At 68.3% G+C, this 12,945-nt stretch carries 10 protein-coding genes; 5 read left to right on the top strand and 5 right to left on the bottom strand.

Translation table 11 applies throughout. The annotated features are described in order from the left end of the window. Positions 1-197 precede the first annotated feature (197 nt). Positions 198-959 (top strand): SDR family NAD(P)-dependent oxidoreductase, encoded by a 762-nt coding sequence (locus ACK4S9_RS07910; RefSeq protein ID WP_409723836.1) that lies wholly within the window; start codon positions 198-200, stop codon positions 957-959. On the opposite strand, the gene ACK4S9_RS07905 is transcribed toward ACK4S9_RS07910, so the two are convergent. Further along, a complete protein-coding gene (locus tag ACK4S9_RS07905; protein ID WP_409723833.1) occupies positions 895-1,887 on the bottom strand; it encodes a LysR substrate-binding domain-containing protein in 993 nt (330 codons plus the stop codon). The genes ACK4S9_RS07910 and ACK4S9_RS07905 overlap by 65 nt on opposite strands. A gap of 117 nt (positions 1,888-2,004) precedes the next feature. Between ACK4S9_RS07905 and ACK4S9_RS07900 the strand changes: the two genes are divergently transcribed. After that, on the top strand, positions 2,005-2,397 hold the full coding sequence (locus ACK4S9_RS07900) for a RidA family protein (RefSeq protein WP_409723830.1): 393 nt from the start codon (positions 2,005-2,007) through the stop codon (positions 2,395-2,397). Positions 2,398-2,400: 3 nt separating this feature from the next. Here the strand turns inward: ACK4S9_RS07900 and ACK4S9_RS07895 are convergent, their stop codons facing one another. From ACK4S9_RS07895 to queC, 3 genes are all read right to left on the bottom strand, one after another. Further along, complete coding sequence (locus tag ACK4S9_RS07895) at positions 2,401-2,646, bottom strand: hypothetical protein (RefSeq protein WP_409723828.1); 246 nt, start codon at positions 2,644-2,646, stop codon at positions 2,401-2,403. A 54-nt stretch (positions 2,647-2,700) separates the two neighbouring features. After that, positions 2,701-3,159, bottom strand: coding sequence for a hypothetical protein (locus ACK4S9_RS07890; protein ID WP_409723825.1), 459 nt, complete (start codon positions 3,157-3,159; stop codon positions 2,701-2,703). Positions 3,160-3,226: 67 nt separating this feature from the next. Further along, on the bottom strand, positions 3,227-3,937 hold the full coding sequence (queC, locus tag ACK4S9_RS07885) for a 7-cyano-7-deazaguanine synthase QueC (RefSeq protein WP_409723822.1): 711 nt from the start codon (positions 3,935-3,937) through the stop codon (positions 3,227-3,229). A gap of 148 nt (positions 3,938-4,085) precedes the next feature. Between queC and ACK4S9_RS07880 the strand changes: the two genes are divergently transcribed. The 3 genes from ACK4S9_RS07880 to ACK4S9_RS07870 are packed head-to-tail and all read left to right on the top strand — an operon-like array spanning position 4,086 to position 10,802. Then, positions 4,086-5,936: an autotransporter assembly complex protein TamA gene (locus ACK4S9_RS07880; protein ID WP_409723819.1), complete on the top strand. Its 1,851-nt coding sequence runs from the start codon at positions 4,086-4,088 to the stop codon at positions 5,934-5,936. Continuing rightward, positions 5,936-10,390, top strand: a complete 4,455-nt coding sequence (locus ACK4S9_RS07875; RefSeq protein WP_409723816.1) for a translocation/assembly module TamB domain-containing protein — start codon at positions 5,936-5,938, stop codon at positions 10,388-10,390. Before ACK4S9_RS07880 ends, ACK4S9_RS07875 begins: the two co-directional genes overlap by 1 nt. A 28-nt stretch (positions 10,391-10,418) precedes the next feature. Then, positions 10,419-10,802 carry a hypothetical protein gene (locus tag ACK4S9_RS07870; RefSeq protein WP_409723814.1) on the top strand — a complete coding sequence of 128 codons (384 nt, stop codon included), beginning with the start codon at positions 10,419-10,421 and terminating at the stop codon, positions 10,800-10,802. Between the two features lie 48 nt (positions 10,803-10,850). Here the strand turns inward: ACK4S9_RS07870 and ACK4S9_RS07865 are convergent, their stop codons facing one another. Continuing rightward, positions 10,851-12,929 carry a catalase gene (locus tag ACK4S9_RS07865; protein ID WP_409723811.1) on the bottom strand — a complete coding sequence of 693 codons (2,079 nt, stop codon included), beginning with the start codon at positions 12,927-12,929 and terminating at the stop codon, positions 10,851-10,853. Positions 12,930-12,945: the final 16 nt, after the last annotated feature.

The raw sequence follows: 12,945 nt of genomic DNA, 5'->3' as shown, positions 1-12,945 counted from the left end.
TAGGTGTTCTTTCGCTCGAGGCGCCGTCGTGGGCGCTTCCTGGATTGCAGAGTAGTCAGGCCCGGCAGGCCAGTCCAACACTGTTTTGGTATGCAATCGATACCTCAGGGGTATCGGCGTCGCGCCGAATCGCGCATCCCGGTTCGAAGCGCTGTGATAAGGTCGTTGCGCCCATCGGAACGCTGGAAGGAGAAAGAATGGACCGTTTCAAGGACAAGGTCGTGCTGGTCACGGGTGCGGCTTCCGGCATCGGCCTGGCGGCCGCGCGCCGCTTCCTCGACGAAGGCGCCCGGGTCGTGATGCTCGATATCGACGCAGCCTGCCTCGAGCAGTCCGCCGCCAAACTTGCGCAAGACCGCGTGCTGGTGCAGGTGGGCGACACCGCCGACAGCCGGACCGCGGCGGCCGCCGTCAAGGCGGCAGTCGAGAAATTCGGCGGCCTGCACGTGCTGGTCAACAACGCCGGCGTGGCCACCGAGGGCGACATCATGCAGACCAGCGAGGAAGACTTCACGCGCGTCATGGCAGTCAATGTGGCCGGCTACTTCCACATGGCCAAGGCGGCGATGCCCGAATTGGTGAAGACGCGCGGGTCGATCGTCATGACCTCGTCGGTCTCGGGGCTGGGCGGAGACTGGGAGCTGTTCGCCTACAACACCTCGAAGGGCGCCGTCAGCAACATGGTGCGCGCGATGGCGATGGATGCGGCCAAGGATGGCGTGCGGGTCAACGCCGTCAACCCGAGCTTCACGGTCTCCAGGATGACCGAGGACATGCTGAGCGATCCCGAGCTGGTGGCCGAATTCAACAAGCGCATGCCGCTCGGCGCGCCCGAGGACCCGGAAGGCGTGGCGGCGGCGATGGCCTTCCTGGCCAGCGAGGATGCGCGCCTGATCACGGGCGTGAACCTGCCGGTGGATAACGGTTTGATGGCGTCGAACGGGCAGCCGCACCAGTAGGCGCCGCGCTGGTGCCCGGACGCTTCCCCGCCACCGGCGCATGCTGCCCCATCAACTCCACGATCCAGTCGATGAACACGCGCAGCGCCTTGCCCAGGTAGCGGTTGGGCGGATACGCCACGTAGAGCGGCATCGGGTCGATCTCCCAGTCCGCGAACAGGCGCACCAGCGCGCCGCTGGCCGCGTGTTCGCGCGCCATGTAGTCGGGCAGCCAGAGCACGCCCAGTCCCGCCAGGCCGGCCGTCAGGTAGGCGTTGCCGTCGTCGATCGCGAGCACGTAACGTCCGCCGATCTTCACCGTCTCGCCGCCCCTGTGCATGGCGTAGGGCAGGCCGTTGGCCCAGCGGAAGCGCACGACGCGGTGGCGCGGATCCTGCAGCTCGTCCGGGTGCAGCGGCGTGCCGGCCTGCGCCAGGTAGGTAGGCGCCGCGTACACGCCCAGCTGCAAGTCGCCGACGTGGCGCGCCACCAGCGACAGGTCGGACACCTGGCCGCCGCGCACCACGCAGTCGACGTTATCGCCGATCAGGTCGACCTTGCGGTCGCTGGCGCCGAGGTCGAACTGGATCTCGGGGAAGCGCGCATGGAAGGCCGGCAGGGCCGGCACCAGGATCATGTTCGCAAACGGGCTGGGCACGTCGACCCGCAGCAGGCCGCGCGGCGCGGTGGAGGAACCGGGCAGGTTGTTCTCGATGTCGTGCAGCTCGGCCAGCAGGCGCACCACGCGTTCGTAGTAGGCGGCGCCGTCGGCGGTGACGTTCACCTTGCGGGTGGTGCGGTTGAGCAGCTTCAGGCGCAGGTGCGCTTCCAGCTGCTGCACCAGCTGGGTGACGCTGGTGCGGCTCATGCCGAGGGTCTCGGCCGCCCTGGTGAAACTGCCCGCCTCGACCACCCGGACGAATGCCCGCATGCCGTCAAACCTGTCCATGTCGCCTCCGCTATCGATTGTCCGGATTATACAAATAGTCTTGGCACGATTTGACGGTTTATCTGTGCAAATCGCAGCGCTAAAGTAGGTGCATCATCAACAGCAAGGAATGCACCCATGACTACCCGCGACGTCGTTTTCCCGGCCGGCCGCCAGGCCCTGTATGAAAAGAACCGTTACTCAGCTGCCGTGCGCGCGGGCGGCTTCCTGTTCGTGTCCGGCCAGGTCGGCAGCCGCGAGGACGGCTCGCCGGAGCCCGAACTGGACGCCCAGGTGCGGCGCGCCTTCCAGAACCTGGATGCCGTGCTGGATGCGGCCGGCTGCACTTTTGCGGACGTGGTCGACGTGACCGTCTTCATCGTCGATCCGGAATCGCGCTTCGAGCGCATCTGGGCCGTGGCCCAGGAATACTGGGGCGAGGCGCCCTACCCCAACGTCACCGCCGTGGGCGTGACCTGGCTGTACGGCTTCCAGTTCGAGATCAAGGTGGTGGCCAGGTTGCCGGACTGAGGGCTAAGCGCCGGACCGCATGCGTTGATTTTCTTCGCGGATGGCTGCCTTCACCCACTTTCGCTGGATCAGACCGAGGCTGTCCAGCATGCCGGCGACGAGCAGGCAGATGCCTGGCGGGATGATGACCCACACTACCCGTGCATCGAGCCCGAGTTCGAAACCGGCAAAACTGGTTCCCAGGACCATCGCCGCACCGGCAAACGCCATTGCTCTGGACCTGACAATCCATTTCATATAGTTGCTCATTGTGTCTGTCCGATCACTCGTCTGCCTGGGTTGGGGGCGCGATGTCCAGACGCGTTACGCCCAGGAATTGCGCACTACCACCATATCGAATCCCCGGCCGTAATTCGACACCAGATAGCCGGCGCCGAAGGGCTTGACCAGAATCCGCAGCGTGTACTGTTTGCCGTCCAGGTTGATAGCGTGGTCGACCCAGCCTTGGGAGTACGGCGCCATGATGCAGGCGCGCGCGCAATCGTTTCGGCTCTTACATGCGATCCAGACGCGTCTGGAGACATCGGTGTACAGCATCAGCTGCACGGCTTGTCCGTCGATGAGCAACTCCACGCGCTGCGCGGTCAAGCGCAGCCGCGAGCACAGCACTGCAAACAGCGCTCCGAACAAGAGGACGATGGCGGTGTCCTGCTCCGAACGAGCCAGCAGCCAGCCACCGACAAGGGCGACGCCGAGCAGCCTGAGCCACTTGACCCATGCTTGCCAACTGCGCTCCGGCTCCCCAGTGCTTGCATTCCTCATGCATGCCAGTGTAGGTTGAAACTATCCTTCCAGCAATAAAAATGGAATCGCAGGTGCAAGCGGCGAATCAGGCCGCCTTGCCCGCCACATACTGCTCATACCCGCGCGCCCGCAGCGCGCAGGCCGGGCAGGTCCCGCAGCCATGCCCCCACGGATGCGCATCCCCGCGCTCGCCCAGGTAGCAGGTGTGGGTGTCGAAGCGGATCAGGTCCACCAGCGCATCGCCGCCGCAGTCGTGGGCCAGTTGCCAGGTTTGCGCCTTGTCGATCCACATCAACGGCGTCTCGACCTTCAGGCGCGTGGCCATGCCCAGGTTCAGGGCCACCTGCAGCGCCTTCATGCTGTCGTCGCGGCAATCCGGGTAGCCCGAGAAATCGGTCTCGCACATGCCGCCCACCAGCACGTTCAGGCCGCGCCGGTAGGCCACCGTGGCCGCCACCATCATGAACATCAGGTTACGGCCCGGCACGAAGGTGTTCGGCAAGCCGTTTTCCTGCATCGCGATGGCCACGTTGCTGGTCAGGGCGGTATCCGAGATCTTGCCGATCAGGGACAGGTCGATCATGTGATCCTCGCCCAGGCGCGCGTCCCAGTCGGGACTGAACGCGCGCAGCTTCGCCAGCAGCGGCAGGCGCACGTCCAGCTCGATGGCGTGGCGCTGGCCGTAGTCGAAGCCGATGGTCTCCACGCGCGCATAGCGCTGCAGCGCCCACGCAAGGCAAGTGGTGGAGTCCTGGCCGCCGCTGAACAGGACGAGGGCGGTGTCGTTGGTTTGCATGATCGTGGTCCGTGAACGGAAGAAAGCGCGAATTCTGGCATAAAACAGGGGCTTGCGTGAGCCGCGGCGACCGCACTGCCGTGCCAAGAGTTTGTCACCATTTTTGCTAATCCGTTAAGATTGCCATGAATTTTATCCGTGGAGTCTTATGTTTCCTGCAAGATCGATCCCGCGCCGTTTGCGCCCCCTGCCCCGCCTCCTGGCCGGTCTGGGCGCATTGCTATTTGCCACGGCACTGCAGGCGCAGGGAATCGATTACCAGGTCCGCATCGACGCGCCGCGCCAGATCGAAAACATGCTCGAGGAAAATCTCGACCTGATGCGCTGGCGCGGCAATCCGCGCGTCGACATGGAACAGCTGCAACGCCTGGTCAAGGAAGCTCCGGCCCAGGCCAAGACCTTCATCGCCACCGAAGGCTATTACTCGCCCAAGATCTCGGCCGGCCTGGATACCAGCGGCGGCCAGCCGGTGGCGCGCATCATCGTCGATCCGGGTCCGGCCACCGTGGTCGGCGACGTCGACCTGGTGCTGCAGGGCTTCGCCCCGATCGACGAGGGCAGCGCGCCTTTCGATGCCGGCGCCCTGCGCCAGCGCTGGTCGCTGCCGGTCGGCGCGCGCTTCCGCCAGGAAGACTGGGAAGCCGCCAAGCGCGGCCTGCTGCGCGAAGTGGCGCAGACGCGCTTTCCACGCGCCCGCCTGGTGGAAACCAGCGCCACCGTCGACCCCGAAGAGCGCCGCGCCCTGCTGCGGGTGGTCATCGACAGCGGCCCGGAAATGCGCTTCGGCGAGTTGCGCATCCGCGGCCTGAAGCGCTATCCGCGCGAAGTCATCACCAACCTGAACAAGATCAATCCGGGCGACCAGTACAGCGAGGCGGCCCTCACCGCCCTGCAATCGCGCCTGCAGGACACCGGCTACTTCAGCAGCGTCGAAGTGAGCGCCGACATGCGCCAGGTACTCAACGCCGAGCTGCAGGAACTGAAGGAAGGCGACGACGACGCGGACGCAAACCCCGCCACCCCGCAGCCGCCCACCGGCCCGACCGTGCTGCCGGTGCTGGTGCGTGTGGTCGAGAACAAGCGCAAGAACGTCGAGGTCGGCCTCGGCTTCTCCACCGACACGGGCGCGCGCGCCCAGGCCAGCTACGACGACCTGAACGTGTTCGGCAAGCGCATGAAGAGCGACCTGATCTACGAACAAAAGCGCCAGACCGCGCGCGTCGACTTCTTCTGGCCGACCACGCCCAAGGGCTACAACGACAGCGTCGGCGCCGGCGTCGAGCGCAACGACGTGCGCGGCGAGATCACCACCCTGGCCACGGTGGCCGCACGCCGTTCGTGGGGGTCGCCCCTGCTCGAGCGCAGCCTGACGCTCGAGGCGCTCGTCGAAAAGCGCGAAGTGCCGCCGAGCGAACCCACCACCACGCGCAGCCTGCCGCTCACCTACGCCATCACCAAGCGCCGGCTCGACAGCCTGATCCAGCCGACCAACGGCTACGTGCTGCAGGGCCAGCTGGGCGGCGCGCTGCTGCCCATCCTCACCGACGAGAAATTCCTGCGCCTGTACCTGCGCGGCCAGATGTTCAAGCCGCTGGGAGAAGCCGGCACCCTGGTGCTGCGCAGCGAGTTCGGCGCGGTGGCGGCCAAGGAAAAGCTGGGCGTGCCGTCCACCTTCCTGTTCCGCGCCGGCGGCGACCAGTCGGTGCGCGGCTACGGCTACCGCGAGCTGGGCGTGCGCGAGAACGGCGCCATCGTCGGCGCCAAGTACCTGTTCACCGCCAGCGCCGAGTACCAGTATTACTTCCGCCCGCCCTGGGGCGTGGCCGTGTTCTACGACGTCGGCAACGCCGCCGACAAGGTCGGCGACCTGAAACCGAAATCCGGCTTCGGCGTGGGCGCGCGCTGGCGCAGCCCGGTCGGGCCGATCAACGTCGACCTGGCCTATGGCCATGCCGTGAAAAAGGCGCGCCTGCACTTCTCCCTGGGATTCACCTTCTGATGGACACGAACGACACCTCCACCGACCAGGCTGCCTCCCCGGCGCAGCCCAAGCCGCGGCGCTGGCCGCGCCGCGTCGCCATCGGCGTGGTCGTCACGGGCGTGATCGTCGGCGGCACGCTCTGGTATCTGGGACGCGAAACCACGCTGCAGATGATCGCGCAGAAAGTCGCCGCCTCCACCGGCGGCAAGCTCACCCTGACCGGCGTGCGCGGCTCCCTGTACGGCGCCATGTACATCGAGCGCGCGGTGTGGCGCACCGACGAGCAGCTGGTCATCGCCAACAAGATCAACCTGCATTGGTCGCCGGGGCAGATCGTCTCGCGCGGCATCCTGGTGGACAAGCTGCACGCGGCCAACCTGCGCGTCGAGACCCTCAAGGAGTCCGAGGAGCGCTCGCCGATGCCGGCGAAACTCGCGCCGCCCTTCACGGTCTCTATCGACGATGCGCGCCTGAACCGGGCCACCTTCGTCAACCAGGGCGCGGAAACCCATATCGACAACATCCGCCTGCGCGTCGAGGGCAACAAGCAGCGCTGGCAACTGCGCGACGCCGCCGCCGTGACGCCTTGGGGCAATGTCGCCGCCGCCGGAACGATTGGCGCCCAGCGCCCGTTCAAGCTCGACGCCACCGCCAGCCTGACCCAGTCGCAGGCGAAAGCCGGCGCCCGGGCCGCGCAGCTGCGCCTGAAGCTCGGCGGCGACCTGAACACCACCCTGGTCGACGCCACCGGCCAGGCCGGCCGCGCGGTGGGCGACGCCCGCTTCGTGCTCTCGCCCTATGCCGAGATCCCGCTGCGCGAGATGCGCATCAACGGCCGCAACGTCGACCCGGGCTTCTTCAACCCGGCGCTGCCGACCGCCGACCTGAGCTTCGCCATCAGCGGCAAGCTGGACGACCAGCGCAACATCAGCGGCCGGGTCGACATCAGCAACGACGGCCCGGAAGGCACGATCGACCAGCAACGCCTGCCGCTGCGCAGCATGCGCGGGCAACTGGGCGGCAACCTGGACGCCCTGCAGGTGTCCGACGTGCTGATGGATTTCGGCGCCGCCGGCCGCTTCACCGGCACCGGCGGGGTCCAGCGCGAAAAGGACGAGCCGGGGCAAAGCGCCGGCGGCCTCGGCACCGCGCGCTTCACGCTGCACACCGACCGCTTCGACCTGAAGGGCATCCATTCCGCCATGAAGCCCACCAGCATCCGCGGCGACATCCAGGTGACGAATGCCGGCGACACGCAAACCCTGCAGGCCAATCTGGCCGACAAGGCCCTGCGCCTGGCCGCGCTGGCCACGCTGCGGAACAACGTGGTCACGCTGCGCGAAGCGCGCCTGTCCAGCGGCGGCAGCCGGGTGGACCTCACCGGCAGCATGAACCTGCTGGAAGACAAAGCCTTCAAGGCCAGCGCCAGCGCCAGCCGCTTCAACCCGGCCGATTTCGGCGACTTCCCGCAAGCCGACATCAACGCCAGCGTCAACGCGGCCGGCGCGCTCGCCCCGGCATGGCGCGTGGATGCCGACTTCGCGGTGCGCCGCAGCCGCCTGCTGAACCAGGCGCTGTCCGGCCAGGGCAAGCTGCACGCCGACGCCAAGCGCATCAGCGGCATCGATGCCGAGCTGGCCTTGGGCCAGAACACGGTGGCGCTCAACGGCGCCTTCGGCGGCGCGGGCGACCGCCTGCAATGGCGCGTCGACGGACGCCAGCTGTCGGCGCTGCGCAGCGACCTGTACGGCGCCGTCACGGCCAATGGCGTCGCCACCGGCAGCATGGCCGCGCCGCGCACGAGCTTCGAAGTCAATGCAAACGGCCTGGGCTGGGTTGCCGCCCAGCGCAAGAATGCCAATGGCAGCCTGCGCGCCAGCGGCGAGGCCTGGCTGGCCGGGGGCGAAGGTGCGCGCTTCGTCGAAGCGAAGATGAGCGGCGCGATGCAGCGCTTCAATCCGGCCGCCTTCGGTTCGCCCCTGGCCGGCTCGATCAACGGCGCTTTCGACGCCAGCGGCCGCAGCGGCGCCGACTGGCGCGGGGCGCTCGACCTGCGGGTGCAGGACTCGACCTTGTCGAATTCGCCGCTGTGGGGCCACGCCAGGCTCACGGCCGACCGCCGCCACATCTCGAATGCCGACGTCGACCTGCACGTGGGCGCCAACGTGCTGGCCGCCAAGGGCAGCTTCGGCGCCGGCAAGGATCAACTGAACTGGCGCATCGACGCCCCGCAACTGGCCGCGCTCGGCCCCGACTTCGCCGGCGTGCTGCGCGGCCAGGGCATCCTGTCGGGCACCATGGACGCGCCGTCCTTCAGCGCCGCGCTGGAAGGCCAGAACCTGCGCCTGCTCGGCGCCCACAGCATCCGCGCGCTGCGCGCCAGCGCCAATCTCGGCTCCGGCCGCGGCGCCAACGACGCGCTGGCGACCGACATCCAGATCACCGAATATGCCAGCGGCGACACGCGGGTCGCCTCGGCCAGCCTGAAGACCGACGGCACGCGCGGCGCCCACACCCTGCGCGCGGCCGCGGTCGGCGAGTCTTTCGACGCCAACCTCGAGGTGCGCGGCGGCCTGGCGCGCGACACCTGGAGCGGCACCCTGGCCGCCCTGCAGAACCGCGGCCGTTACGCGATGACCCTGCAGGCGCCGGTCCCGCTGCGCATCGGCGGCGCGCCCGGCAGCGGCCTGATGGGCCTGGCCAGGCCGCAAAGCATCGCCTTCAACGGCGCCGTCATTCGCCTGCCGGCCGGCAGCATCACGATCGACTCGCTGGTCAAGAACGGCCCGCGCTGGGCCAGCAGCGGCCATGCCGACAACGTGCCGCTCACCTACCTGTCGCAGTTCTCGCCCACCATCCGCGACAATGCGCGCGGCGACCTGACCCTGGGCGCGAAGTGGGAGCTCGACCTGCGCACCGCGAGCGCCACCGGCGGCGTCCCGGCGCTGGACGGCACGGTGCACGTGTTCCGCGAAAAGGGCGACGTGATCGCCGGCGGCGACCGGCCGGTGCCGCTCGGCCTGCGCACCCTCGAGGCGCGTGCCGACGTCGTCGGCAGCTCGCTGAAGGTCGGCCTCGACCTCGACGGCGCCCGCACCGGCAGCGTCGAGGTCGACGCCACCGCCCAGCTGCTGCAGGGCCGCCTGGACGCCGACAGCCCGCTGCGCATGACGGCCAAGGCCGACATCGGCTCGATCGCCTGGCTGGCCTCGTTCGCCGGACAGTCCGGCCTCGAGCTGGACGGCGCGCTGCGCCTGGCCCTGACCGGCAGCGGCACCATCGGCGCGCCGCGCCTGGACGGCAGCGTGCAGGGCGACAAGCTGGCGGTGCGCTGGCCCGAACAGGGCGTGCGCCTGCAGAACGGCGAGCTGCGCGCCAGCCTGGCCGGCGACCAGCTGCAGCTGCAGCGCCTGACTTTCCAGGGCCGCCAGGGCAGCGCCTCGGCCGACGGCTTCCTGCGCTTTTCCAGCGGCCTGGCCGCGGCCGACCTGCGCCTGACCCTGGACAAACTCGAAGCGCTGTCGCGCCCGGACCGCACCGTGGTCCTCAGCGGCAAGGCCTCGCTGGTACGCGACGCCGAACGCTTCGCCATCGAAGGCAACGTCCGTGCCGACCGCGCCCTGATCGAATTCGCGCCGCAGGGCCGGCCGACCATGTCCGAGGACGTCATCGTGCTGGGCCAGGGCGGCACCCGGCCGCAGCCCTCGAACAAGAAAGAAGAACTGCCGCTCACCATCGACCTGCGCGCCGACCTGGGCGACGACTTCAAACTGCGCGGCCTGGGCATCGACGCCACCCTGGCCGGCAATGTGCGCATGCGCAAGGTCGGCGCCGGCGCGCCGCGCGTGAACGGCACCATCCGCGCGGTCGAAGGCGACTACGCCGCCTATGGCCAGCGGCTGGATATCCGGCGCGCCGTCATCACTTTCAGCGGTCCCTACGACAACCCGGCCCTGGACGTGCTTGCGGTGCGCGCACAGCCCGAGGGCGAGCAGCTGTCCGAAACCAACGTGGAAGCCGGCGTGCAGGTGCGCGGCACCGCCCAGGCGCCACAGGCGCGGCTGGTGTCGACCCCGAACGTGCCGGACAGCGAGAAGCTGTCCTGGCTGGTGCTCGGCCACGGCATGGAAGGCACCAGCGGCAACGAGAAGGACGTGCTGGCGGCAGCGGCCGGCGCCCTGCTCGGCGGCTCGGGCGGCACCGGCGGCATCACGCAGAAGCTGGCCACCTCGCTCGGCGTGGACGAACTCGGGCTGAAGCAGGCGAACGGCGGTAACGGCGGCCTGGCGGACACGGTAGTGACGGTGGGCAAGCGCATCTCTTCGCGCACCTACCTCAGCTTCGAGCAGGGCGCGACCACGGCCTCGAGCCTGGTGCGCCTGCGTTACAAGTGGACCCCACGCATCACGCTGCAGTTCCAGACCGGCACCAATACCGCGCTGGACGTGCTGTACGCCTGGGCCTTCGATTAACGGGACCAGTCACCCGGAGGCAGACCCGATGACAGAACAGTTCGTCCCCCTGCTGCTGATGCTCGTCAGCCTCGACGGCGCGGCCCAGCCCCAGCAGAAGATCCCGCGCGCCTACCAAGGCGAATGGAACATGCACGCGAAGGATTGCGGCACGGCGCGCAACGATTCGACGCTGCGCCTGCAAGGCAACCGGGTCACCTATTTCGAGAGCACCGGCCCGGTGCGCGCGGCGGTCGCGCGCGAGCGCGAGCTGGTCCTGATCGCCGAACTGAAGGGCGAAGGGGAAACGCGGCTGCACGCCGCGCACTTCCAGCTGGCGCGCGACGGCCAGACCCTGACCGACGTCAGGAGCACCCCGCCCCTGGTCCGCTACCGTTGCCCGGAGCGGCGCAGCCAGGGCCGCGCCGACTGACATTGCCATCGCCGGCCCCGCCGCGGCAGGACCGGCACTGCGCATGCATCAGGGCAGCATGCGCACCGAAGGCTCGCGCGTCCACAAGCGCTTGCCGGCCGAGGCCACGAAGTCCTGCGCCTTCGACGCGTCCATCACGCCGGCGTCGGGCTGGATGCCGGCCGTGCGCAGCAATCCGGCCGCGCCGGCGTCATGCGCGATCGCCTTGAGGTGGCCGTAGGCGTCGCGCACGAAGTCGATCGCCGCCGATTCGCCGGCCAGCTTCTTCGCCCCGTCCTCGCTCAGCACCAGCGCCACCGCATCGACCAGCACCGAGGGCGTGCCGGACAGCTGGCCATCGGCCTCCTGCCAGCTGCCGTCGTCCAGCTGGGCGCCGCCCACCTTGGGCGCCACCAGCTTGACCGTCACGCCGGCCGCCTCGGCGGCTGCGCGCAAGGCCTTGATGGCGGCGGCATCCGAGCCGTCCGCGAACAGGATGCCGATGCTGCGGCCTTCCGGCGAACCGGTCATCTTGCCGATCAGCTGCAAGGCCGGGGATGGCGGCAAGTCGCGCACCGGGGCGGCCGTGGGTGGGGCCGGCGGCAGCTGCCGCATGCCCAGATGGTCGGCCACCCGCTTGGCGAGCAGCTCGTCGATGTGGCGCAGGTGGCCGACCATCGCTTCACGGATATGGACGTGCTCCACCTTGGACAGTTCGAACACCAGGGCCGAGGCCAGGTGGGCCTGCTCGAGGTCGGTCTGGCTGATGTAGAACTGGCGCGCCTGGCTGTAATGGTCGGCGAAGCTTTCCGGACGCACCCTGCCCTTGCTGCCCGCGTCGGCCGGCGTGGCATGGCTGCGGAAACCCCGCACCGGATCCTCGCGCGCCGAGTTCGGATCGAGCGAACTCGGTTCGTAGCTGACCCTGCCCTTGGGCACCTGCATCTGCATGTGGCCGTCGCGCTGGTGGTTGGCGAAGGGGCACTTCGGCGCATTGATCGGCAGCTGGTGGAAGTTCGGCGAATTGTGGCGCAGGATCTGCGTGTCGAGGTAGGAGAACAGGCGGCCCTGCAGCAGCGGATCGTTGCTGAAGTCGATGCCCGGCACCACATTGGCGGGGCAATAGGCAACCTGTTCGTTCTCGGCAAAGAAATTGTCCGGATTCCGGTCGAGCACCATGCGGCCGACGACTTTCAGCGGCACCAGTTCTTCCGGAATCAGCTTGGTGGCATCCAGGTGGTCGAAGGGGAAGCCGGCCGCCTGTTCCTCGGTGAACAACTGGACCGCCAGCTCCCATTCGGGAAACTTGCCGGCCTCGATGGCTTCGTACAAGTCGCGCCGGTGGTAATCCTGGTCGGCGCCGGCGATCTTGACGGCTTCGTCCCAGATCGTCGACTGCATGCCCAGCTTGGGCCGCCAGTGGAACTTGACGAAGGTGGACTCGCCCTTGTCGTTGAGCAGCCGGAAGCTGTGCACGCCGAAGCCCTCCATCATGCGCAGCGAGCGCGGGATGGTGCGGTCGGACATGGCCCACATGATCATGTGCATCGACTCGGGCGTGAGCGAAATGAAGTCCCAGAAGGTGTCGTGGGCCGCGGTGGCCTGCGGATAGCCGCGGTCCGGCTCCATCTTGACGGAGTGCACCAGGTCGGGAAACTTCATGGCGTCCTGGATGAAGAACACCGGAATGTTGTTGCCGACCAGGTCCCAGTTGCCTTCCTTGGTATAGAACTTCACCGCGAAGCCGCGCACGTCGCGCGGGGTGTCGATGGACCCGCGGCCGCCCACCACCGTGGACAGACGGGTGAAGACCGGCGTACGCACGCCGACCTCGGTCAGTACGCGCGCCGTCGTGTAGTCGGCCAGCGAGTGGGTCAGTTCGAAATAGCCGTGCGCCGCGGCGCCGCGCGCATGCACGATGCGCTCCGGGATGCGTTCGTGATCGAAGTGCATCATCTTTTCGCGCAGCACGAAGTCTTCCAGCAGCGTCGGGCCGCGCGCGCCGGCCGGTCTCAGGGAGTTCTGGTTGTCGGCGATCGGCACGCCCTGGTTGGTGGTCAGGGGCGGATGCCCTCCTCCTGCGTGCTGGTGCAATTCGCCCCCTTGGCCGTTGGCTGGCGCTGCTGCGTTCTCCCGGGTGTCGCTCATGATTACCTCTCCTTGC

Source organism: Massilia sp., from assembly GCF_046293535.1.
GTDB lineage: Bacteria > Pseudomonadota > Gammaproteobacteria > Burkholderiales > Burkholderiaceae_D > Telluria.
The sequence above is the reverse complement of the archived record's forward strand: the minus strand, read 5'-3'. Positions and strand labels throughout refer to the sequence as shown.